Genomic DNA, 21498 nt, shown 5'->3' on the forward strand with positions numbered 1-21498 from the left:
TCATCTGGGATCGTTTTTTTTTTGACAAGGAGTTATTGGTTCCTGATCCCTCGTATAGAATGTTCTTTGCTTACCAACAATGAAAGTATATATGAGGTGATCCAATGAAAAAAATGATGTTAATCCTGTCTATACTGCTTTCTGCCTTGATCGTGGTAAGCTGTTCCCCTTTTTGGGGTGATAAAAGGGTACCTGCCGCAGATGAAGGTCTGTCCCCCGCTAATGTATTAAATGTGAGGGATAAATCCGTGTTTCCGCTTGTCCTTCATGAAAATGAGGATCCGGTCAATTTTCTTCTGATTGGCTCTGATCAACGCCTGAGTGAGCCTGCTCGTGCTGACGTGATGATGGTGGCCCAATACACCCCTCAATCATCAAGCATAAAAATCGTCTCCATCATGAGGGATACCTTCGTGGACATTCCCGGACATGAGAAGAGCAAAATCAATCATGCCTATTCATGGGGTGGTGAGGAACTGCTTACTGAAACAATACAGAAAAACTTCAATCTGGACATACATCATACCGTGAAGATTGACTTCAATGATTTCATCAGTATGATGGATCTCGTGTTTCCTGCAGGGGTCAAGGTTACGATAACCGAGCCGATGATCAATCACTGGAAATGGTCGAAGAAGCCTGGGGAAGAGGTGTTAAAAGGGGAAGAAATCCTGCAATATGTGAGGTTTAGAGGGGATATAAACAGTGATTTTGGACGCGTTGAAAGACAGCAGGAAATCATGCTATTAGCAGAAAAGAGCCTGATGGAAAAAATGCAAACGGGTGAAGGGATGTCGACTCTCATCTCCATCATCAGAGAGGGAATGAAGAACGTTAAAACCTCCGCTCCCATAAGCGAGATCATGAAATACGGGATGACTGTCTTGCTAAATCCAATCGACAAAGTGGAAACCCTTCGCGTACCGGTGGAAGGAAGCTTTGCCGATCTCCCGACGGCGCATGCAGGGCTGGTTCTGGATATGGATGAACAGAAGAATCGAGAAGCCATTAAGGAGTTCCTAAGTGTAAATCACCATGAATGAAATTCAGAAGAATCAAGGTCCAGGAACGTTTCAATCTTCTTCATTTTTCTCAGGATCAAGTCGTGCAGATAGTTCTTGTACTTCTGATCTTCAGCCGTGTCGTGTTCAAGATGGAGGATCTTTACATGCTCTAGGTGCTCCTTTAATGTTCGTTCATCGCTGTCAGACCCACCTGACTGAACTTTACGGAGGATGACATCCACTAATTTATCGTGAGTGGCTTCAACGGTCTTTGTACCTTGCCGGGCGTAGATGGCTCCGTATCGCAATTCCCCCCGTGTAACGATGGAAGTGTAAGGAACGTACCTTGGATCATAATCAATGATAAGAACCTGGAATCGTTTAAGGCTCAGCGGATGCGTGCTTTCAGGAAAGATGAAGTCCTCCGTTCTATATCGCAAATATTTTGGCAGCAGATGTTGCAGCTTATTATCGACATCTGCTTTATCCAAAAATTCTTCGTCGGTCAATCCCTTTAAATCCACCGACCCGTCATCGAACTGCATCACCCCGACGATGATGCATCCACCTCCTGTGTTGGATATCGCCAGGATATGTTTCGCCATCTTGGTAAATTCGATCCAATCGGATTTAAAGTCCACATAATCTGTTTCGCCGGTATTATGAAGCAACAGATCCTTCAATGTTTCATGAGAAGGATTCTTCAAAAAGTCTCTTAACTTGAGCGGAACAATCTTCTCATAATACATGAACACTCCCACCTTTAAATGATTCATCACCAAAATAAAATAGTGCAGTAACCTACTGTCAGTCACTTACTTCATTCTATGCGTGAAATGAAGTGGATAACGCTTCTTACATGAATAATTCTTCTTCTTCCGTTTGTTCAATGTCCGTTGTGTTCCCATCGACTTTCTAATAGAATATGTTTAGGAATACATGGAGAGGAAGATGACATGAAAAAGGATGTATATATCTTATCCGGATTTCTTGGCAGCGGAAAAACGACGCTGCTGAAAGAATTTCTGAAGTCCTTAAAGGAAAAGGATATTAAACCGGCTGTATTGATGAATGAATTAGGAAGTGTATCGATCGACAGTGACGCGGTTGATGATGACACGACGTTACGGGAACTTCTTGATGGGTGCATATGCTGCACGATATCAGAAAAGTTGGAGTCACAGCTTCAGGAGCTTCTGTTGAACGAAGACTTTGATGCATTGGTTATCGAAACGACGGGTGCTGCACATCCGGTGGAGGTCGTCGATTCCATCCTGTCCCCGTTGTTTGCCGATCGATTTGAGTTCAGGGGGATCGTCACAGTCGTCGATGGCCTGCAGTGGCGTAACAGGGGGGACTTCAGTCCGGCCGTTCTCCATTTGATGAGAGAACAAATCCGCCATTCACAATATATCGTAGCGAATAAAATGGACTTGCTTACTGAAATGGAGCAGGGGACCTTCTCATATGAATTACAGCAAATCAATCCGAATGCCAAGGTGTATTTAACGAACTATTCTCAAGTCTCAATGAAAGATATCTTAGCTTTAAGGTACGATCAAAAAAGGGAAGCCCATGACCATGCCTCCCTTGGGGGTCATTTGACACTGCAGGCGGTAGTCTATACATTCAGGGGGAAGGTAAAGGGAGAAGTCTTTGAAGAATGGGTGAGGGCTCAACCTGATACCATCTACAGAATGAAAGGATATGTCCCGCTTCAGGGAAGGTCCTATCCGACCTTATTTCAATATTCATACGGCATGCCGCTTTTTATGCCTGGGGAAATGAATTATCCCACCAATTTCGTCATAATCGGAGAAGATTTACATAAACAAGTAATCATAGACTCCTTACAGGAAATTGACGTGACGGAATAATCCAGGGGTGGGGGAATTCCATATATGGTGTTTCTATTGTTTAGTGTCGAACTCATATTTTTCATTACCGGGGTATACGGTTTGAGTATGTATGAAACCAAGCTGCAGTTGCTTATCTTCTCCGGGTTAATCGGAATCAGTGTATTGTTGTTTATCTGGACGGTTGTATCCTATCAGAGAAAACAACAAAAGAGACAAAGAACGAATGACTGTTGGGATTGTGCCATTTACTCACCGGACTGTCTGCCAGCTCCCAGGGGAAATAAATTCGACTGTGATTCACCGGACTGTGACTGTACCCCGGATTGCAGTCCTTAGGAGGGGAATGGAAGTGAAGGAATGGGGAATGTTCTCTTTTATGCCGTGCCATAGGATACCGGAACGTTCACTGATCGTGAATGGAAGGCAATTCCCATTATGCTTCAGATGCATGGGGATACTGATGGGAATCATTATGGGAATTCCCTCTGCATGGCTCTTGCTCCCTTCCTTAACGCTCATTCATCTATTGATGGCCGGCATATTCATCGTCCCTCTTTTAGCTGATGGATTCACTCAGAAATGGAACGTTAGAGGGAGTACGAATGTGCTCAGGTTGGTAACGGGAGTCCTTTGCGGTGTCGGTTTAGCGATCGGAATCGTTTTTTGTTCAAAATGGGGAGTAAGCATCATTATGATGTTAACAAGTTTAAAGCATTGACAATATCGAATAAAATGTTTATTATTTAATAGTTAACTTAGTGAAGTATTTATTGAGCGTTAGAAAGGTCGATTTTTTGTGGGTAAAGAATTGTTCGAGCTAGAAGGATTATTTAGATCCGTGTTTAGAATGATGAAATCAGATATTCGAACCATCTTTGGAGAGTTCATTTCGAATGGGGAATTCCGTGTGCTGCAACTCATCAGGGAAAATGGTGCATTGAAATCCTCGGAAATTTCAAAGCGTATGGAAGTATCCGCAAGTCATATTACGTCCATTACGGATGCTTTAGTTGAGAAAGGCTATATTACAAGACAGCGTTCCAGTGAAGATCGTAGAGTTGTAGAATTGACTCTCACACCCCAGGGCGTGGAAGTGCTGGCACAGTGTGAGGAGAAAAAGTCACATTATTTTCAGCAATTATTTCAAACTTTCGATAAAGAGGAAATCAGTCACTTGATCGAGCTGTTTGAGAAGCTGTTGAGTTCATCGGTCCGCAAGTGAATGGAAGATGTCCTGTAAGCATACAGGTAGTAAAAAGGGTTGACCTGAAAGTGGTCATCCCTTCTATTATGCTCATTTACTTAAGTTGGTTAATTATTAATACTATAAATATTGAGGGAGACAGAAAATATGGAGCATTTAGAACATCGCAAAAAAGTATTGATCATGATTGCCATCATGTCAGCCATGTTATTCGCTGCATTGAATCAAACGATTGTCGGGACCGCATTACCTAAAATCATTTCAGAGATTGGTGGCATGGATTATTATAGCTGGGTATTCACCATCTTCATGTTAACCAGCTCAGTAACCGCCATATTAGTGGGTAAATTATCTGATATGTATGGAAGGAAGCCTTTCATCTTACTGGGGATCGGAGTCTTCATGGTTGGTTCGTTTTTAAACGGACTTTCCTCTACAATCTTTCAGTTAATCATTTTCAGGGGAATTCAAGGATTCGGGGCCGGGATGATCATGTCTACTGCCTTTACAGCCGTCGGAGACTTATTCTCTCCCCGTGAAAGGGGAAAATGGCAGGGATTGATGAGCAGTGTGTTTGGTTTAGCCAGTGTATTCGGTCCGACACTAGGAGGCTGGATTGTGGATAATGCAGATTGGCACTGGGTATTCTGGGTATTCCTTCCGGTAGGATTCATCGCCTTTGGAATGATTTATAAAATGTTCCCTTCCCAGGAACCTAATAGAGGATTGAAAGTGGATTACTTAGGGTCCATTATGTTAACGTTAACGATCATTCCATTGTTACTCGCCTTTACGTGGGGTGGAAACGATTATGAGTGGATATCCGTTCAAATCATCGGATTACTGACTGGCTCGGTCTTAGCCTTAGTGCTATTCATCATCACTGAAAGAAGAGCAAGTAATCCTGTACTTCCACTTCAATTGTTTAAAAATAAGATCTTCACCCTTTCAAATATCATCGGATTCATTCTCGGAGCAGGGATGTTCGGGGCCATCATGTATATGCCGTTCTTTATTCAAGGCGTCATGGGTACATCTGCGACTAAATCCGGCCTGGTGATGATGCCTATGACATTGAGTATGGTATTTGCAAGTACGATCGGGGGACAAATCATTACGAAAACAGGCAAATATAAGTTCCTCGCACTTATCGGTTTGTTTGTCATGAGTACGGGTATGATTCTTTTATCGTTTATGGATACGGAGACAACCAATGCCAGGGCGCTGATGAATATCATTATAGTAGGGACTGGTCTTGGACTGAGCTTTCCTGTATTTACCCTGACAGTTCAAAATGCTGTACAGCATAAGTTTCTGGGTGTTGCCACAGCAGCCACTCAGTTGTTCAGACAAATAGGCGGAACAATCGGGGTAGCCATCATGGGTACCGTGATGAACTCTTCCATGACTTCAAAGATGACGGAGAAAATGTCTTCTGTGAAAGACTCCCCGTTACTTACAGATCCTAAAACGGCTGGAGTGATGAAGCAGCTTCAAGATCCACAGAACATTATGAACGGCGGGAAATTGAAAGAACTTCAATCAACCTTACCTCGGGAATTCCAAGGAATTTATGCATCCATTTTGGAAGGGGTCAGGGAATCATTGAGTTTTGCCTTAACCAATGTCTTTTTCATTGGAGCCATCATCCTTCTGGTCGGATTCGTCCTAACGTTCTTTATGAAGGAAATCCCTCTGAGAATGTCAAACAAAGATGTCACAGAGGAAGAAAAGGAAACGAAGCTTAAAGAAGCATCCAATCATTAATAGTCCATAGATAGAAAAGGGTAACCGGATTTGCACATGCCGGTTACCCTTTTTCCATTTTACATTGTACTTTCCCCGAATTTCTTAAATGTCGTTTCATCCTCAACCAAGCCGCAAGCGGCACATTGAACCTTTAAATCGGGTCCGTTATAGGCAAGGTGAAATGGATCGAGTTGACCCTGTTCATAACTTTGCACAACTTCTCCGGAAGCAGGATCAAGTTTCACACTCTGTGGGACTTGTTGTATAATATTAAATCGGGTACGATTCGTTTTACAGCCGGGGCAACGATAAGGTGTAGTCATTGATATCGCCCTTTCTTTGTTTTTTTACTAGTATGCTTAAAGATCAAACTTAATATGTAAAGGGTGTATGAATATGTCGGCAGAATTGCTCAAATCCTACAGACAAATATGGAAGAACCGAACGTTAATCAGCGATGACGAATCACCTGAAAACGTGTTGAAAGATGCCATCACACGTGAGCTGGAAGATGCAAATAGCCATCCGAGGGTCCGTAAATCCATTGAATATAAGTTTTTTACCGCGACTAAGAGGATCACGGAATCCCACTTGCCGAGTGTTGATAAGGTTGCACTCATTCAGTTACATATAGATATGGTTTCACAATTGAAGAAAGTCGTACAAGAAAAAGATTGAGTAAAATGAACAAAATCCTTTCTCACATACCTACATAGGTATATAATGATCGTTAGTTTATTAAAAAGGATGATGCCAGTATGCTAGTAATTAGCTTATTAGTGGTCAGCGTATTTTCATATATGTTGTATTATCGATATTTTCCGGTAAGTACTAAGCAATGGTTTTCTCATGAGGTCACGTCTGGACATGTAGTGGTGGACGTAAGGGATTATCAGGACTCTTCCAAAGGAGATTGTGAAGAGGTCGTAGCCTTACCTTGCGGATACATTCGGAGGTATTTCAGTGACATCCCTTCAGGTCCCTTGGTCGTCATGGGAAGCAATCTTATAGAGTGTAATGTCGGTGTCAGGCAATTAAAACGCCTGGGCTTCAGTGTAGAAGGGTATCTGATCATAGACGATGGAAAAAAATGCAACGAATACCTTACTTTAGGATGAGATTCAAGCTTCTTTGAAACGTTACTGTAACATAAGTTACATTACAAGTGCTGTTCAAAACATGTCAAGAATCATATACCGGTAATAATTAGTTACTGAATCCATTTCATTCTGCTGTTGGAAATGTAAGTAAATCTTATAAAAATGCTTTTCTCCCTGATAGAATCAGTGGTTACTATAGTACTATAGAAAATTGTCTTTCAAAATAGAACAATTGATTCCCAGTTACCAAGTTCTCCCGTAAATGTAACAAAAACAGGGTGGTATGATGAATGTGCAGCAAGAAAAACACATTCACTAAGGAGGAATTCATTTTTATGAATAAGAAAATGATGGTTTCAGCAGCAACAGCATTAACATTATTAGCAACTCCATTCGCAGCAGGTAAAGCTGATGCTGCAGCACCGTGTCCAACACCAGATAAGGCCGTTCAACAAGTGAACGCATTTAAATATAATGGAAATCAAGAAGACCTTAATAAATTTGTTCAAGATGTTCTATCAAAATACCAAATCAACGGTCAGAATATTAATGTACAAGATTTATTAAAAGGCCAGGCTCCAAAAGCAGAAGCGGCTGCTCCCGCTCCACAAGCAGCACCTAAAGCGGATGCGCCTAAGTCAGAAGCTCCCGCTCCACAAGCAGCACCTAAGGCTGAAGCACCAGCACCAGCGCAAGCCCCAGCTGCAAATGAGCAGAAGCAACAATCAGAACAGGCAACGGAACAATCCGGTCAATTAAGCCAGTTCGAACAACAAGTAGTAGAGCTAACAAACCAAGAGCGTGCTAAACAAGGACTTCCAGCTCTTAAAGTAGATGCAGAACTAAGCAAGGTAGCACGCGAGAAGTCCCGTGATATGCAAGCGAACAACTACTTCTCACACACTAGCCCTACGTATGGTTCACCATTCGACATGATGAAGCAGTTTGGTATCGAGTACAGCTCTGCAGGTGAAAACATCGCAATGGGTCAACAGACTCCAGAAGAAGTAGTACAAGCCTGGATGAACAGTGAAGGTCACCGCAAGAACATCATGAGCCCTAATTACACTCACATTGGTGTAGGGTATGTAGAAAACGGTAACTACTGGACTCAACAATTCATCGGTAAGTAATCTTATGCAGGTAATGAAAGACAGTCTCTCCTTTGAGAGGCTGTTTTTTTTATTCTGTCACCATTTGAAAAAGTATATTCTTCAGTTTCCGATTATAAGCACACAATTTGAGGGTTTAGATTTGCATTTCCGCATAATCATTCTTACTATTGAAATATAACGAGAACGTGGAGTGAGCTTGATGAAAGATAAAGTTGTACTGATAACGGGAGGATCAAAGGGGATTGGAAGGCAGACGGTCGAAGAATTCTCCAAACAGGGGTACACAGTGATCCTTAATTATAGAAGCAACGAACAATTTGTCAAAGATCTGGTGTCGGATTTGAAACGTCAATACAGAAACACCATCATCCCGGTCAAAGGAGATATCTCTGTGCCTGAAGAATGTGAGAAGATGGCAGCAGAAATATGGAGTAAGGTGGAGAGCGTGGATATTTTAATCCACAATGCCGGTCCTTACGTGAAAGAACGAAAGTCATTTGCCAATTATTCTCCTGAAGAATGGAACTATATCGTGAACGGGAATTTGAATAGCGTATTTTACTTAACAAGATTGATGATCCCTAAGATGCGGGAAAAACAGTGGGGTAGAATCATCACCTTTGGATATGACCGGGTCGAATCAGCACCAGGCTGGATTTATCGTTCGGCTTTCGCGGCGGCTAAAGCAGGGCTTGCTTCTTTTACCAAGACGATTTCCATCGAAGAAGCAAAGAATGGGATAACCGCCAATATGGTCTGTCCCGGTGACATCGTAGGTGAATGGAAGGAAAAAGATGTCCTTAGTGCAAAAGAACAACATGACCCAAAGACACCGGTGGGACGACCGGGAACAGGTGAGGATCTGGCAAGGGTCATTTCGTTTTTATGTCAGGATGAATCTGATTTCATTACCGGTTCCATCATTCCGGTAACGGGTGGTAAGGATGTCCTGGGGAAGATCTTTCATCAATAAAGAGCCACGGCAGTGGAAACGGCCGTGGCTCTTTCAGTCCAATTCTTTTATTTTGACAGATGATATTGCTTTCTGTACTTTTTCTGTATATAGAGAAGCCTCCCGGACAACGTAATGGCTCCCGCAGTTAAGCCTGAGGTAAGTCCAAGCCAGTACCCATAGGGGCCGAAATCCGTGTGGTTAGCAAGGAAATATCCTAGTGGCAATCCGATCACCCAGTAAGATACAAGGGCCATCATAAAGGTGATATTGACGTCCTTATATCCTCTAAGTGCGCCTTGGACAGGAGCCTGTATCGCATCCGATAGCTGGAAAAACACAGCATATAATAAGAAATGAGACGTTAACTCCAATACATAGGAATCATCGGAATAAAGATAAGCAATTTCAGAACGGAAGACGAGTAAAATCACACCGCATATTCCGGCCATGAGCAACGCGAAACCGACGCCCATCCAGCTGTAAATCTTCGCATCCCTGAGCCTCTTCGAACCAACCTCGAACCCTACAACGATGGTCAGAGCCATGGAGATGCTCAGGGGAATCATATAAAGGAAAGAAGCAAAGTTGATGGCAGCCTGGTGAGCTGCAATGACGACTGTGTCATAGTGGCTCATTAATAGGGTAACAGCCGAAAAAATGCTGACTTCAAAGAATATCGATAAACCAATGGGCACTCCGATAAGAAAAAGCTCTTTCCATTTTGAAAGATCAGGCTTATGGAAAATTCGGAAGATGAAGTATTGACTAAAGGGTCTTTTCGTATGGACGACCCAAAAGGCAATGAAGGTAATGACCCAATAAGTGATGGCAGATGCGTAACCTGCACCTACCCCTCCCAATGCAGGAAATCCGAGCTTGCCGAAAATGAGAAGATAATTGAATATCACATTGGTCGGCAGGGAGAGGAGAGTAATGAACATGGTGACCCTTGTCATCCCCAGTGCATCGATGAATGATCTCAACACATTATAGATGAATAAAGGAACCATACCGAATGACAGGGCAATCAAATACTCCTTAGCCACAATACGGACCTCTTGTTCTATGTTCATCCCATTCAGGATCGGGTTCAGGGCGAAACCGCCGACCACCATGACGGTAAGGGACAATGCAATGGCTGCATAAACACCCTGAAGGACGGTATGGGGGACAGCTTCCTTATTTCCTCCCCCGATCAATTGTGCGACGATGGGTGTCACGGCCAAAAGGATCCCGCTTAATCCCGTGAAGACCGGTACCCAAAGGGAAGAACCGATGGCGACACCGGCAAGGTCGATGGGAGAATACTTCCCTGACATGATCGTGTCAAAGAAATTCATGGCAAACATCCCGAGCTGGGTGACAAGGATCGGGATCAGTATGATTGAAAGTTGTTTCATTTTATCCTTGGTTGTATGGGTTTTTCTCATAAGACGTACTCCTTCTGAATGACTTCTAAAAAGTGCATGAAGATTTCACTATCATACTGTACCATATTTCCGTAGGGATAGAGAGTGAAAGATGCCTGATGTCTAAGGACTCTTTTTATAGATGGATATGAATGAACCAAGTGGAGGAAAAGAATGAACAAGCAATGGCAGGATTGGATCTGGATTGTATTTTTAATATGGTACGGAGTGGGGATCATCCTTGTGTCTCTGGATTGGCTTCCTCCTGCCCTGAATTGGGCAAATGCCGTCTTCTTATACATAGCCGGTTTTTTGGCTATTCTTTATGCAATGAAGCGATTCAGGGGCAGCAGTGGGCTTATCGTATCCATCTGCATTATGCTCCTTACGGTTATCGCCGAGAGTCTGGGGGTTCATTATGGCTGGATATTCGGTTCTTATCATTATGAAAAAGACTTCGGATTTCAACTATTCGGCGTGCCTGTTACTATAGGCTTCGCCTGGGTGATGGTGATATTCACCAGTATGGCCTATTATGAGCTTCTCCTGAACAAAGCGAAGACCGTCGTGGGGGCTTGCATCTATGGTTCCGTCACCTCACTTCTGGCTGTAACCATGGATTTGATCATCGACCCCGTCGCGTTTAAAGGACGTGAATATTGGATCTGGGATCAAGGGGGACCGTACTATGATATTCCCACGCAAAATTTTATGGGGTGGTTTTTTGTTTCGTTTTCCATTCAATTCATCCTGTATTATTTTATTAAACAAGAAACTTTTTCCTCGAAGTGGAGCAGGCGGATGAGACGTTTATATTTTCTAGTGATCCTGATGTTCATGGTGACAGCCTTGGTGGAAGGGCTGTGGCTCTCTGTTTTCGTCACTTCTGTATTTTACGGTGCATCCCTCATTCTCAGAAAACGATTGGAGACGGTAGCATGATAGAAGCGGAAAAAAGTAAAAGCTTTCAGCGACTCCTCGCCGGCTATCTTACCTATCAGCTCAAAAGGCACTTTTACCGGGTATGGATCGATGACCTGCGGGCTTCCTTTCAACCCGGTTCAGGTCACCTGGTCCTTGCAAATCATTCCAGCTGGTGGGACGGATTGATGGTCTTTTACTTAAATCATAAAGTCATTAAGGAAGACAGCTACGCCATGATGAGCCAGAAAGGGATGGAGGATTTTTCCTTCTTTCGCAAAATCGGGGCGTTTTCTGTTAATCCCGATTCTCCCAAAGACTTGGTCACATCCTTGAAATTTGCAGAAAAGTGCCTACAGGATCAGAAAACGGTTTGGATCTTTCCTCAAGGAAAAGAAGAACATCTTGAAAAGAGACCCCTGTCCTTTATGAGCGGCCCGGGTTATCTATACGAACGGAACCCCGGGATCACCATCACGATGGTGACATTCTATTATACCTTCCGTCACGACCAAAGACCGGAATTATTCATCAGGATCTTCAATGAGGAACTGAATCATGGGGACTTTCCATCAAGGGCAGAACTTACAGATCATTTAAGAAACAGCTTGGAAGCCAGGCTCGATGGTGTGAAGCAAGATATTGTCAATGAGGATATTTCCAACTTTGATCAATTGCTTAAAGGGTTTCCCACCAATAGTGAGTGGTTGAGTTTTTGGAAGAGGAGAAAGTAGAGGTGTAGAAAGAATGAATTATTTAATAGTGGTGACTTTCCTGTTTGTTCTTGCTACTTGTATCAATCTGCTTTTTTTACCAAAGCTATCCTGTCGCTCAGCTGCAATTGAATTGGTGTCCGTCCTTGTCCCGATGAGAAACGAGGAAAAAAACGTAGAAGGGCTCATTGGAAGCATCAGGAAGATCACGTATTCCCCTGTGGAATTTATCCTCCTTGATGATGGATCGACGGACCGAACCAGGGAACTTCTGACCCGCCTTACAAGTGACGATCCCCGTTTCAAGGTCATCGATGGAACCCCTCTTCCAAAAGGGTGGGTAGGGAAGGTCCATGCCTGCAAAGAGCTGAGTCGTCATGCCTCGGGGGCATATTATCTATACTTGGACGCAGATGTCAGGGTATCTCCATCCATCATTGAAAAAGTGTTATTTCAAATGAACCGGTACGATGCGGGCCTTGTTACAGGGTTTCCTCAATTTCCTATACCGACACTCCTTAGTAAAATGCTGGTCCCGTTTCAGCATTTTCTCGTTTATTTTCACCTACCTATCGCCGTGGCAAATCATACGACGAGAAAAGCATTCACCGCTGCCCATGGAGCTTTTATGTTTTTCAGGAAGGAAGCATATGACGATTGCGGTGGGCATGAATCTGTTAAATCGTCACTACTCGAAGATGTTCATATCACGAGGAAGGTAAAGGAAAAGGGGTGGAAGGTGACACTTGTCAATAATAGTCACGACGTCACCTGTCATATGTATGATACGGATAAGGAAGTATGGGAAGGCTTTTTGAAGAATATATATATCGGCACAGGAAGAAGCCCCATATCCGTCGTCCTTTTTTCCCTGTTTTACTCCGTTTTCTATATCCTCCCTTTGCCCTTAGCTGTATATGGTTTAATTTCAGGGCAGTGGAGCTGCTGTCTCCCTTTAGGGGGGATCTGGCTGCAAACCCTCATCATTGACATCGCATCCAATCAATCGAAGTGGCACTTTCTATTGATCCCATTCGCTTCCGCCTGCTTTATTGTCATTATGTGGGCTTCGATGCTGAGAGGACTGAAAAAACAAGGATACACGTGGAAAGGAAGGACCTACCTATGAAGAATATCATCATCATCGGAGGAGGATTAGGTGGATTATCTGCAGCTATATCCCTTCAAAGTAAAGGGTATTCCGTGACGATAGTCGAAGAGAATCTTCACCCAGGGGGCAAAATGATGCCCGTTGAAATCGATGGCTACTCCTTTGATTTCGGCCCCAACACGATCACGATGCCCCGTGTCTTTCAATCTGTCATCAATGATGCAGGAGGGGACTCTTCCCGATATTTCGAGTTTGAAAGACTGGTGAAGCATACGAAAAATGTTTTTCCAGGAGGCAAGGTCCTATATCAATCAGCGGACCCGGATGAAATGATAAGAGAGCTTGAAGGGATCGACCCTTATGGGGCAGCTCATTATAAAATGTATTTAAAGGAAGTAGAGAAGCTATTTACCTTGGCTGAGAGAGGATTTTTTTACAGGGTGTTCGGTTCATGGAGAGATTATCTTTCACCGGGTCTATCCTATAACTTTATGAAGGTCCGTCCCTTTGAGAAGATGGATCACTTTCACAGGCGTTTCTTTCAGGATGAAGACGTGTTGAAGGTGTTCAATCGGTATGCAACGTATATCGGCTCATCGCCTTACGGGTGTCCTGCCACCTTCTCGTTGATCGGGCATCTTGAGATGAATGAAGGGGTGTATTACACGAAAGGTGGAAATCCAAAGATTGCACAAGGGTTCTATACATTCTTTCAAGAACTGGGGGGAGTAGTCCGTCTCGGAACACGCATTAAAGAGATCGTTGTAAAGGGAAGAAAAGCAGTCGGTGTGAGAACCGAAGAGGGCGAGATGATTCCTGCCGAAGATGTGATTGTAAATGGAGATTTTATCACGGCTACGAAGCACCTGATCAATGAGAAGAATCGACCGAGTCATCCCGACAAGAAGCTTGATTCCTATGAACCGTCCATTTCGGCCTTCGTGATCCTGGCAGGACTCCGAACCTTCCAGGATGGGATCCATCATCATCACGTCTATTTTTCGGAGGATTATCAAAAGGAATTCAGGGAAATTTTCTCTGAAAAATCCCTCCCAAGTGATCCGACGATCTATATCAGCCATTCGGCAGCGACAGACCCATCGATCACAAAGGGGAGCAATTTATTTATTCTTGTCAATGCCCCTGCCATAGAATTGACCGATGAACAAGTCCAAAAGTATAAAGATAAGATTTATCATACATTAGAAGAAAAGGGGATACCCATCAGGGATGCATTGGAAGTGGAGAAGATCTACACACCGGACACCATTAAGCATAAATTCTCAGCCTATAAAGGCTCACTCTATGGTCTGGCCTCCCATGGTATGACCGAAGCATTTGTCCGTCCATCCAACGTCAGCAGGGATATTGAACACCTATTCTACGTCGGTGGAACGACGCACCCCGGGGGAGGGTCCCCTATGGTGACGATCAGCGGAAGGAATGTAGCCAGCTATATTCTCAATAGGGATAAGGTCTAATACGCTCTTCACACTGTTGGTCATGAATGAAAAGGGTCCTTGAATGTAGGATTCTTTTCTTTTGTCAAATTTTCGTGGTTCTATCCCACCTGTATTTTTGGTAAAGTGTATAATGGTTAGAGAGAAGAATAGTAGAAAATGGAGTTAGGAGTTAATACATATGAAGAAGCATATTTTATTTACGGGCGGCGGGTCTGCGGGCCACGTCACGGTCAATACAGCATTGATCCCCCACTTTGAAAAAGAAGGCTGGGATATTACCTATATAGGGTCGGAAGACGGGATTGAAAAGGAAATCATCACGGAACAATTTCCCCATATCCCTTACGAAAGCATCTCAAGCGGAAAGCTTCGGAGATATTTCTCCTGGAAAAACTTTTCAGACCCGTTTCGAGTGATGAAAGGGGTGTTTGACGCCCTGTCCGTCATCCGGAAGACGAAACCCGACATCATCTTCTCAAAAGGCGGATTTGTATCCGTACCGGTCGTGATGGCCGCCAAAATTGCCAAAGTTCCTGTAGCGATCCATGAGTCCGACGTTACTCCGGGACTGGCGAATAAATTAGCGGTCCCGTTCGCTACTAAAATCTTCACTACTTTTCCGGAAACGGTTCAATCGCTTCCAAGTGATAAATCATTATGTGCAGGAGCCATTATCCGTGAAGAATTGTTTACGGGTGATGCCCGTGAAGGGAAGAGGTTATCGGGCTATTATGAAGATAAGCCTGTTTTGATGATCATGGGAGGGAGCCTTGGTGCGAGAAAAATTAATGAAGCGGTAAGAGGGAATCTGGAAGAACTGCTTTCAACCTTTCAAATCATTCATATTTGTGGGAAAGGGAATATTGATGAAACCCTCTCACAAAAGGGATATCGACAATATGAGTTCATTAAGGGTGAACTTCCACACTATCTGGCAATGACCGATTTCGTGATCTCACGTGCCGGATCGAATTCGATCTTTGAATTTCTTGCATTGAAGAAACCCATGTTATTGATCCCCCTTTCAAGGGAAGCGAGCCGCGGGGATCAAATCCTTAATGCCAATAGCTTCGTGAAACATGGTTATGCCATAAAGTTGGAGGAAGAGAACCTGAACGAAGAGAGCTTTTTAGCGGGTGTCAAGGAGCTTAAGTCAAACAGCGGCAACATGATCCGTTCTATGGAAAAAGGAGAAAAAGCGTATACAATCCAGGATATGTATGAGGAACTTTCATCAATGGCCCGATAAGAAGTCATTGGATTCCCCTTTAAGCATACAGTATACAAATGGTTGAAGGGGAGAAGTGGAATGGCTTATCAATATTCAAAGGGATGGTACCTTCAAGAGCTTAAAAAGATGGGGATCACACATCACCCATTGGAAAAGAGAAAACTGGAAAATTACAAAACCTTTGTGGTGAGGAACCTGTATTTCCAGAAAGTATCCAAGTAAATATAAAAAAAGGAGCTGTTGGTAGATGCTGAATCCTTTAAGGCATCCCGGACAGCTCCTTTTTCTATAATGATTTCCCGGCTATGATTTCGTTCGTCTTCCCGCTGAATCTGTGCGAGGATAAGTCTGTTTCATTCGTCATGAACGTCTTTTCGATCAGCGATTGATACCAATAAATGATGATGGAATAAGTAATCGTAAGCATGTACATGTAATGATTATTCATCCGCTTTAGTTTATATACACCTTTTTTTCGAAAAAGGAAGTGAGTGGGTAAGCAAATAGATAATTTATTACAAGGTTTAAAACCATATAAAGTGGAAAAGATCGGTAGGTTAATTTGAAAACCCATAGAGTGGCTGAAAAAAAGGGTCCCAGAATAAACATTAAATCACCGATCAATTTTTCCTGCTTACTTCCGCGTATCTCCCAAAACTTCAGCACTGAATTACATAGTGTGACGGTGGTTAAAATAAAGCTGACCAAAACCGCTGCGGGAGAAAATCGAATGAATGATTCTTTTCTTAGAAACAGCAGGCTGATCCATGAACCTATGATTAACAGTATACGAATTGGCATTTTATGAGTCCTCCTAATAGACCTTCATGTATGAAAGTTTTCCCGTGAAGGATACAATTTTATGTATAAAGAATGGTTATTTTCATCAAAGGGGTACGATTGAAGTATGGAGGAATTGATATAATTCCATTCTTTTTAAAAAAATTCATCTGATTTTCACGGGATTTTCATTTATACCATTTAGACTGAGGATATATTTCACCATCTCATTAGGAGTAAAAACAATGAAATCTAAACCAAAAAACAGTAAACAACCATCTTTTTTATCTAGTACGATCCCTAATCCTAAAGAACGAAAGACCGTGGCCGTTTCTCTCACTTTATGCCTTTGCTTAGCCGGTGCAGGTCTCCTCCTCATTTTCGTTTATAATGGGATGCTCATGAGGATGGATAAGGACACCTACAAAGAATTCCTCAAACAATTCGGGTCTGTTGCAAGAATCATTTATTTTGTCGTCCTCAGTATCTTTCCGGTATTTTTATTAATGAAATGGAAGGGCTTAAAAGGGGTGAAGTGGCGGGATATTGAAATAAAACCCCTAATTCAATTTGCTGGCAGGTACTTAAGGAAGTGGCATGTGCCACTGGCGCTTTTGGCAACGGCAGGTATCATGTTACATGGGGTTCTGGCAATCAACAGGGATTTTCATTGGGATTTTACAAATATGACGGGCATCTTATCGAGTGTTGTTCTTTTGTTCCTGGTGGTTATGGGCTTTAAGCGATTTAAAAGGAAGGACCGATCATGGCATTTAAAGCTTGCCATCACTTTTACCGTATTGTTTATGATTCACGCATCATTTTGATCTGACAAGACAAAAAGGTTATCGCAAACACTTGCGATAACCTTTTCTTCTGTATTCTATGCTTCAAGGGCCTGCTCTTCATCCGGAGACTGCTGAAGCTGATATAAATAGAGTGTGTACAAATCTTTAGGGATTTCATATAAGTCATAAACCTCTTCTTGTGCATTCAATTGATCATAAAGAGATTTCCTGGATTCATTGGCTTTTACGACATAAGGAAGCTTTTCTGCGGCCTTTTGTGAGCGGGTATTCACTTTTCTGATTCTCATGAAGATGGTCTCCATCCCCAGTTCAAAAAACAACTCAGAAAAGAATGCATCCTTCGCAGGCTGGTTATATCCTTTGCCGTGGAAGGGCTTGCCGATCCACGTTCCTAGGAAACCTGCATTTTCCTGGATGTCAAACAGATTGATGGTACCGATAGGGTTGCCCCACTCGTCCAAAATCGTGCGGGAAATAAGCTCACCGCGTTCTTCTGCTTCAATGGTTTGTTTCGTCAAGAAAAGAAGTTCCTCATAGGACTGTGCCTTTTGGCGCACAAAAGGGAAGACATCCGGGTGCACCATCAGGTCATAGAGTTCATGACACTCATGTAATTCACGTTTCTTGATCATAGTAGACCCTCCTTGAGGGCAGTCTACTTGCGTACGATCCCACCCTCGAAATTTTTAAATGGTAACTAAAAAATTTCGGGGTGGGAATCGAACCCACTAAGACCAGTCAAGAAACTGGTGGCGCACCTTTTGCCTTCCCTTCATTACAGTCGCTAAAATATATGAATAGATCGCGTCATTGTAACCGGAAATATATTATCCATCTGTATCATATACGAAATATCTCAAAAAGGAAATAGCTAAAATGCTGATTTTTGAAGAAAATTTTTAACAAATTTTCTACACGTTTTGATAAGCGATTTCCCCATTCACAAATGTCAGCATGGGCTTGGCCATAAAGTGGAATGGGTGATGGCTCCAAAGGACTAAATCCGCATCTTTATTCTCCTCGATACTTCCGACCCGGTCTGATACACCAAGGTTTCTCGCAGGCAGGATCGTGATTCCTTCCAATGCTTTATGTTCATCCATCCCTTCCCGCACAGCAATCGCTGCACACATATTTAAATACTGAATCGGAGTGTACGGGTGATCGGTGGTAATGGATACTTCGACACCGGCTTCCGTCAATTTCTGATAGGTGATCCAGCTCTTATTCTTGAGCTCGACCTTTGACCGTCTTGTGAAGGTGGGTCCGACAGAAACCTTTAAGTTTCTCCCGTGAAGTTCTTCTGAGATAAGGTGGCCTTCCGTACAATGTTCAATCCGCAGGTCGAGGTTGAATTCTTCTGCAAAACGGACCGCCGATAATATATCATCCGCACGGTGAGCGTGGATCCGAACCGGGATTTCACGTTTTAGAGCGGATACGAGCGGTGCTACTCTTAGTTCCTCGGGCTGATCACAATATTTAGCGGAGAAAAAGGCTTCCCTGAGCATTCCCATAATACCCATTCTCGTAATGGAATCGTTGTTTCCATTACTATGGATCCGTTTGGGGTTCTCACCCAAGGCAATCTTCAATCCGGAGGTTTCTTTGATCAGCATGGATCTGATGTTAGAGCCATGGGTTTTGATTACCGCAGTGGTGCCGCCGATCACGTTTGCGCTCCCTGGCATGACATTCACGGTGGTGACACCGTATTTTAGGGCATCTTTAAAGCCGGGGTCCAATGGATATACCCCGTCAAAGGCCCGGATGTGGGGAGTCATCGGTTCGATGGTTTCATTGGCGTCATTCCCAGCCCAGCCTGTGCCTTCGTCATAAAGACCTAAATGAGTGTGGGCGTCAATGAAACCAGGAAAAAGAAATTTCCCCTGACAATCATATACGGAAGCATGGGGATATCCATCCACTTCATGCGGGAAGATCTTTTGGATTTTTCCGTCTATTATAAGTAAAGAGCCGTTTTGGATGGGCTTTGATGTAATGGGGTAGATGGTTACATTTTTTAAAAGTATGGAATTCATAGTTAATCCTTTCGTGAGGCTTGTTTCCTTCTTATTTTAAACAATTTTAAGCGAAAAAAGAAGTCAATCCACCCTTTTATTTCTTCTCTTGGAATAAATCAGGTATAAAAGCGTTGTAATGACAGCTATGAGACTGAGTGGTTTAATGTAGCGCATTCCGATGACTTCTATATGCTCCCAGTGTGTACCGAGCTCCATCCCGATAATCATAAACAACAGGGTCCAGGGAAGCATGGCAGCAAAGGTATATAGACAAAATATAGAAAGAGGCATGCGGCTGATACCGGCGGGGATGCTGATGGCATGGCGTACGATCGGAATAAATCGAGCCGTGAAAATCACAATGGTCCCATGCTTCTCGAACCATTTCTCAGCCGCAAGAATATGTTTCGGATGAATCAGTAAGTATTTGCCGTATTTTTCAAAGAACGGTCTGCCTCCATAATAACCAAGCCAGTAAAGAAATATTTGAGCAACAGTCCCCCCGATGACTCCGCTCAAGAAAGCTCCTATGAAAGTAAGCTTGCCGCCACTTACCATAAAGCCCGCATAGCTCAGGACGAGCTCACTGGGGATGACTTCAATCATCAGAGCAAGTGAAATCCCTATATATCCCAAATCGGTCAGAAGTGTAAGGATGTGTATAACCCATTCATGGCTCATCGTTTTCCTCCTACATAAATCCTGAATATTGAAGAATGAGAATCAAGAGGCCCAAAGCCCAAACGTAATAGGAGAATATTTTCAGAGAATGCTTTTTCAAGAAATTCACCATCGTCACAATGGCAAAATAGCCGAACACAGCCGCGCTGACCGTTCCGATGGCTAAACTTGAGAAGGGGATTGTTTCCACTCTGCCTCCCATCATTTCTTTCCCTTGCAGCACAATGCCTCCTAAAATGGCAGGGGTGGAGAGTAGAAACGAGAAATAGGCGGCTGTTTCCCGGTCCAGTTTCCGGAATAATCCTGCGGCTATCGTTAAGCCGGACCTTGAAAGGGCAGGGAATATGGCGGCTGCCTGAAAGCTCCCGATCACCAGTGCGTCTGTATAGGAAAGGTCATCAAGCTTTTTGTAGCCGTTTTTTACACCATCGGCCACATACATAATGCATCCCGTCGCAAGGAATTCCCACCCGATCGTTGATCCGGTCTTTGAGATTGAGTCAAAGAAGTCTTCGAACAAAAAGCCGACAATCACAGCCGGTATCGTCCCGATTATGAGAATCCATGATAATTTGCTGAAAGGGTGTCTTACCATATAGAGAAGTTCCTTTTGATATACAACCAAAACAGCGATCAATGTGCCGATATGAAGCATCGTATCCAGGAATAGCCCCGCTTCCTCAAGACCGAACGTCAGTCTTCCGAGATACAGGTGCCCTGTGCTCGATATGGGGAGGAACTCTGTTAAGCCTTGGATGATTCCCAGAATGAAAGCTTCAAATTTATTCATCTTCATCACTACCTTTCTGTGCGTCTAGGGACAAACTCCTTTCATATACATATATTCCATACCTTTCTGTTTCATGAGGGATGTCCGGAAGAATCAAAAAGATCTTATCAGGAAAATCATAGGAATGGATGAAACTTTATGAGGGTAAATACGTAAATATAGAAGGGGATACACCCGTATCTCTGTATAGAGAATGAACAGGGAGGAATTGACATGCCGACAAAAGATGAAAGAATGATGGCTGCTCTTATCTATATCTTAAGCTTCTTCACAGTATTCATCGGGCCATTGGTCATCTGGCTCGTTAAAAAGGACGAATCGGAGTTTGTGGATTTTCATGGGAAGGAATACTTCAATTTTCTCATTTCATATGCCGTTTACGGCTTGGTAAGCTCGATTCTGATGGTGGTATTAATCGGGTTCGTATTGGCTCCGATCGTAGGTCTCCTGGCACTTATCTTCACCATCCTCGGTGCCGTAAAAGCCTACGAAGGCGAACATTACCACATCCCGACAGTCTTTCGATTGCTTAAATAAACAACAAGAGAACTCATGGCACTTTAGACTAACCTAAATTAAT

At 43.2% G+C, this 21498-nt stretch carries 26 protein-coding genes; 18 read left to right on the plus strand and 8 right to left on the minus strand.

Annotation, left to right across the window (positions count from 1 at the left end):
• Nucleotides 1-104: 104 nt before the first annotated feature.
• On the plus strand, nt 105-1043 hold the full coding sequence (locus CN378_RS02280; protein ID WP_098350308.1) for an LCP family protein: 939 nt from the start codon (nt 105-107) through the stop codon (nt 1041-1043).
• Here CN378_RS02280 and CN378_RS02285 read toward each other — a convergent pair.
• Complete coding sequence (locus tag CN378_RS02285) at nt 1031-1753, minus strand: AlbA family DNA-binding domain-containing protein (protein WP_098350309.1); 723 nt, start codon at nt 1751-1753, stop codon at nt 1031-1033. The two genes, CN378_RS02280 and CN378_RS02285, sit on opposite strands and share 13 nt — an antisense overlap.
• 207 nt (nt 1754-1960) lie before the next feature.
• On the opposite strand from CN378_RS02285, the gene CN378_RS02290 reads away from it, so the two are divergent.
• From CN378_RS02290 to CN378_RS02305, 5 genes are all read left to right on the plus strand, one after another.
• Complete coding sequence (locus tag CN378_RS02290) at nt 1961-2881, plus strand: CobW family GTP-binding protein (protein WP_098350310.1); 921 nt, start codon at nt 1961-1963, stop codon at nt 2879-2881.
• A gap of 24 nt (nt 2882-2905) precedes the next feature.
• Entirely contained in the window at nt 2906-3199 is a 294-nt protein-coding gene (locus tag CN378_RS22470) for a hypothetical protein (protein WP_179884772.1), read from the plus strand.
• A 13-nt stretch (nt 3200-3212) separates the two neighbouring features.
• Entirely contained in the window at nt 3213-3581 is a 369-nt protein-coding gene (locus tag CN378_RS02295) for a DUF2085 domain-containing protein (protein ID WP_179884773.1), read from the plus strand.
• A gap of 129 nt (nt 3582-3710) precedes the next feature.
• Nucleotides 3711-4085 carry a MarR family winged helix-turn-helix transcriptional regulator gene (locus CN378_RS02300; RefSeq protein ID WP_098350312.1) on the plus strand — a complete coding sequence of 125 codons (375 nt, stop codon included), beginning with the start codon at nt 3711-3713 and terminating at the stop codon, nt 4083-4085.
• A gap of 129 nt (nt 4086-4214) precedes the next feature.
• On the plus strand, nt 4215-5834 hold the full coding sequence (locus tag CN378_RS02305; RefSeq protein ID WP_098350313.1) for an MDR family MFS transporter: 1620 nt from the start codon (nt 4215-4217) through the stop codon (nt 5832-5834).
• Nucleotides 5835-5893: 59 nt separating this feature from the next.
• Here CN378_RS02305 and CN378_RS02310 read toward each other — a convergent pair whose 3' ends face one another.
• Complete coding sequence (locus tag CN378_RS02310; protein WP_098350314.1) at nt 5894-6139, minus strand: DNA alkylation repair protein; 246 nt, start codon at nt 6137-6139, stop codon at nt 5894-5896.
• 73 nt (nt 6140-6212) lie between these two features.
• Here CN378_RS02310 and CN378_RS02315 point away from each other — a divergent pair, with 73 nt between their 5' ends.
• The 4 genes from CN378_RS02315 (at nt 6213) to CN378_RS02330 (ending at nt 9004) form a co-directional block, all read left to right on the plus strand.
• Nucleotides 6213-6494: a hypothetical protein gene (locus CN378_RS02315; protein ID WP_098350315.1), complete on the plus strand. Its 282-nt coding sequence runs from the start codon at nt 6213-6215 to the stop codon at nt 6492-6494.
• Between the two features lie 80 nt (nt 6495-6574).
• Nucleotides 6575-6934, plus strand: coding sequence for a hypothetical protein (locus CN378_RS02320; protein ID WP_098350316.1), 360 nt, complete (start codon nt 6575-6577; stop codon nt 6932-6934).
• Between the two features lie 272 nt (nt 6935-7206).
• Nucleotides 7207-8049 (plus strand): CAP domain-containing protein, encoded by an 843-nt coding sequence (locus CN378_RS02325; RefSeq protein ID WP_483295042.1) that lies wholly within the window; start codon nt 7207-7209, stop codon nt 8047-8049.
• Between the two features lie 181 nt (nt 8050-8230).
• On the plus strand, nt 8231-9004 hold the full coding sequence (locus tag CN378_RS02330; protein WP_098350317.1) for an SDR family oxidoreductase: 774 nt from the start codon (nt 8231-8233) through the stop codon (nt 9002-9004).
• Between the two features lie 47 nt (nt 9005-9051).
• Here CN378_RS02330 and CN378_RS02335 read toward each other — a convergent pair whose 3' ends face one another.
• Nucleotides 9052-10416 (minus strand): MATE family efflux transporter, encoded by a 1365-nt coding sequence (locus tag CN378_RS02335; RefSeq protein WP_098350318.1) that lies wholly within the window; start codon nt 10414-10416, stop codon nt 9052-9054.
• Between the two features lie 153 nt (nt 10417-10569).
• Between CN378_RS02335 and CN378_RS02340 the strand changes: the two genes are divergently transcribed.
• From CN378_RS02340 to CN378_RS02365, 6 genes are all read left to right on the plus strand, one after another.
• Nucleotides 10570-11337: a carotenoid biosynthesis protein gene (locus CN378_RS02340; protein ID WP_098350319.1), complete on the plus strand. Its 768-nt coding sequence runs from the start codon at nt 10570-10572 to the stop codon at nt 11335-11337.
• Nucleotides 11334-12050, plus strand: a complete 717-nt coding sequence (locus tag CN378_RS02345) for a lysophospholipid acyltransferase family protein (protein WP_098350320.1) — start codon at nt 11334-11336, stop codon at nt 12048-12050. The genes CN378_RS02340 and CN378_RS02345 overlap by 4 nt, the downstream gene beginning before the upstream one ends.
• 13 nt (nt 12051-12063) lie before the next feature.
• Nucleotides 12064-13158 (plus strand): glycosyltransferase family 2 protein, encoded by a 1095-nt coding sequence (locus tag CN378_RS02350; RefSeq protein ID WP_098350321.1) that lies wholly within the window; start codon nt 12064-12066, stop codon nt 13156-13158.
• Nucleotides 13155-14621 (plus strand): phytoene desaturase family protein, encoded by a 1467-nt coding sequence (locus CN378_RS02355; protein ID WP_098350322.1) that lies wholly within the window; start codon nt 13155-13157, stop codon nt 14619-14621. Before CN378_RS02350 ends, CN378_RS02355 begins: the two co-directional genes overlap by 4 nt.
• A 160-nt stretch (nt 14622-14781) precedes the next feature.
• Entirely contained in the window at nt 14782-15852 is a 1071-nt protein-coding gene (locus tag CN378_RS02360; RefSeq protein WP_098350323.1) for an undecaprenyldiphospho-muramoylpentapeptide beta-N-acetylglucosaminyltransferase, read from the plus strand.
• A 60-nt stretch (nt 15853-15912) separates the two neighbouring features.
• On the plus strand, nt 15913-16056 hold the full coding sequence (locus CN378_RS02365; protein WP_098350324.1) for a YflJ family protein: 144 nt from the start codon (nt 15913-15915) through the stop codon (nt 16054-16056).
• A 64-nt stretch (nt 16057-16120) separates the two neighbouring features.
• Here the strand turns inward: CN378_RS02365 and CN378_RS22475 are convergent, their stop codons facing one another.
• Nucleotides 16121-16267 carry a hypothetical protein gene (locus CN378_RS22475; RefSeq protein WP_179884774.1) on the minus strand — a complete coding sequence of 49 codons (147 nt, stop codon included), beginning with the start codon at nt 16265-16267 and terminating at the stop codon, nt 16121-16123.
• A 592-nt stretch (nt 16268-16859) separates the two neighbouring features.
• Between CN378_RS22475 and CN378_RS02375 the strand changes: the two genes are divergently transcribed.
• A complete protein-coding gene (locus tag CN378_RS02375) occupies nt 16860-17441 on the plus strand; it encodes a hypothetical protein (RefSeq protein ID WP_098350326.1) in 582 nt (193 codons plus the stop codon).
• Between the two features lie 56 nt (nt 17442-17497).
• On the opposite strand, the gene CN378_RS02380 is transcribed toward CN378_RS02375, so the two are convergent.
• The 4 genes from CN378_RS02380 to CN378_RS02395 form a co-directional block, all read right to left on the minus strand.
• The gene (locus CN378_RS02380; RefSeq protein WP_098350327.1) at nt 17498-18055 is read right to left on the minus strand and encodes a GNAT family N-acetyltransferase; all 558 of its coding nucleotides are present in this window, start codon (nt 18053-18055) and stop codon (nt 17498-17500) included.
• Between the two features lie 279 nt (nt 18056-18334).
• A complete protein-coding gene (locus tag CN378_RS02385; RefSeq protein WP_098350328.1) occupies nt 18335-19465 on the minus strand; it encodes an amidohydrolase in 1131 nt (376 codons plus the stop codon).
• 63 nt (nt 19466-19528) lie between these two features.
• Nucleotides 19529-20128 (minus strand): undecaprenyl phosphate transporter UptA, encoded by a 600-nt coding sequence (uptA, locus tag CN378_RS02390; protein ID WP_098350329.1) that lies wholly within the window; start codon nt 20126-20128, stop codon nt 19529-19531.
• A 10-nt stretch (nt 20129-20138) separates the two neighbouring features.
• On the minus strand, nt 20139-20918 hold the full coding sequence (locus CN378_RS02395; RefSeq protein WP_098350345.1) for an undecaprenyl-diphosphate phosphatase: 780 nt from the start codon (nt 20916-20918) through the stop codon (nt 20139-20141).
• Nucleotides 20919-21131: 213 nt separating this feature from the next.
• Between CN378_RS02395 and CN378_RS02400 the strand changes: the two genes are divergently transcribed.
• A complete protein-coding gene (locus tag CN378_RS02400) occupies nt 21132-21455 on the plus strand; it encodes a DUF4870 domain-containing protein (protein ID WP_098350330.1) in 324 nt (107 codons plus the stop codon).
• Nucleotides 21456-21498 lie beyond the last annotated feature (43 nt).

This window comes from Bacillus sp. AFS015802 (assembly GCF_002561455.1).
Classification (GTDB): Bacteria; Bacillota; Bacilli; order Bacillales; family Bacillaceae_B; genus Rossellomorea.

What these genes read in the sequence shown, in the direction of transcription:
- CN378_RS02280 (WP_098350308.1), top strand. Translation starts at nt 105, where the DNA reads ATGAAAAAAATGATGTTAATCCTGTCTATACTGCTTTCTGCCTTGATC.
- CN378_RS02285 (WP_098350309.1), bottom strand. Translation starts at nt 1,753, where the DNA reads ATGTATTATGAGAAGATTGTTCCGCTCAAGTTAAGAGACTTTTTGAAG.
- CN378_RS02290 (WP_098350310.1), top strand. Translation starts at nt 1,961, where the DNA reads ATGAAAAAGGATGTATATATCTTATCCGGATTTCTTGGCAGCGGAAAA.
- CN378_RS22470 (WP_179884772.1), top strand. Translation starts at nt 2,906, where the DNA reads ATGGTGTTTCTATTGTTTAGTGTCGAACTCATATTTTTCATTACCGGG.
- CN378_RS02300 (WP_098350312.1), top strand. Translation starts at nt 3,711, where the DNA reads ATGATGAAATCAGATATTCGAACCATCTTTGGAGAGTTCATTTCGAAT.
- CN378_RS02305 (WP_098350313.1), top strand. Translation starts at nt 4,215, where the DNA reads ATGGAGCATTTAGAACATCGCAAAAAAGTATTGATCATGATTGCCATC.
- CN378_RS02310 (WP_098350314.1), bottom strand. Translation starts at nt 6,139, where the DNA reads ATGACTACACCTTATCGTTGCCCCGGCTGTAAAACGAATCGTACCCGA.
- CN378_RS02315 (WP_098350315.1), top strand. Translation starts at nt 6,213, where the DNA reads ATGTCGGCAGAATTGCTCAAATCCTACAGACAAATATGGAAGAACCGA.
- CN378_RS02320 (WP_098350316.1), top strand. Translation starts at nt 6,575, where the DNA reads ATGCTAGTAATTAGCTTATTAGTGGTCAGCGTATTTTCATATATGTTG.
- CN378_RS02325 (WP_483295042.1), top strand. Translation starts at nt 7,207, where the DNA reads ATGTGCAGCAAGAAAAACACATTCACTAAGGAGGAATTCATTTTTATG.
- CN378_RS02330 (WP_098350317.1), top strand. Translation starts at nt 8,231, where the DNA reads ATGAAAGATAAAGTTGTACTGATAACGGGAGGATCAAAGGGGATTGGA.
- CN378_RS02335 (WP_098350318.1), bottom strand. Translation starts at nt 10,416, where the DNA reads ATGAGAAAAACCCATACAACCAAGGATAAAATGAAACAACTTTCAATC.
- CN378_RS02340 (WP_098350319.1), top strand. Translation starts at nt 10,570, where the DNA reads ATGAACAAGCAATGGCAGGATTGGATCTGGATTGTATTTTTAATATGG.
- CN378_RS02345 (WP_098350320.1), top strand. Translation starts at nt 11,334, where the DNA reads ATGATAGAAGCGGAAAAAAGTAAAAGCTTTCAGCGACTCCTCGCCGGC.
- CN378_RS02350 (WP_098350321.1), top strand. Translation starts at nt 12,064, where the DNA reads ATGAATTATTTAATAGTGGTGACTTTCCTGTTTGTTCTTGCTACTTGT.
- CN378_RS02355 (WP_098350322.1), top strand. Translation starts at nt 13,155, where the DNA reads ATGAAGAATATCATCATCATCGGAGGAGGATTAGGTGGATTATCTGCA.
- CN378_RS02360 (WP_098350323.1), top strand. Translation starts at nt 14,782, where the DNA reads ATGAAGAAGCATATTTTATTTACGGGCGGCGGGTCTGCGGGCCACGTC.
- CN378_RS02365 (WP_098350324.1), top strand. Translation starts at nt 15,913, where the DNA reads ATGGCTTATCAATATTCAAAGGGATGGTACCTTCAAGAGCTTAAAAAG.
- CN378_RS22475 (WP_179884774.1), bottom strand. Translation starts at nt 16,267, where the DNA reads ATGTACATGCTTACGATTACTTATTCCATCATCATTTATTGGTATCAA.
- CN378_RS02375 (WP_098350326.1), top strand. Translation starts at nt 16,860, where the DNA reads ATGAAATCTAAACCAAAAAACAGTAAACAACCATCTTTTTTATCTAGT.
- CN378_RS02380 (WP_098350327.1), bottom strand. Translation starts at nt 18,055, where the DNA reads ATGATCAAGAAACGTGAATTACATGAGTGTCATGAACTCTATGACCTG.
- CN378_RS02385 (WP_098350328.1), bottom strand. Translation starts at nt 19,465, where the DNA reads ATGAATTCCATACTTTTAAAAAATGTAACCATCTACCCCATTACATCA.
- uptA (WP_098350329.1), bottom strand. Translation starts at nt 20,128, where the DNA reads ATGAGCCATGAATGGGTTATACACATCCTTACACTTCTGACCGATTTG.
- CN378_RS02395 (WP_098350345.1), bottom strand. Translation starts at nt 20,918, where the DNA reads ATGAATAAATTTGAAGCTTTCATTCTGGGAATCATCCAAGGCTTAACA.
- CN378_RS02400 (WP_098350330.1), top strand. Translation starts at nt 21,132, where the DNA reads ATGCCGACAAAAGATGAAAGAATGATGGCTGCTCTTATCTATATCTTA.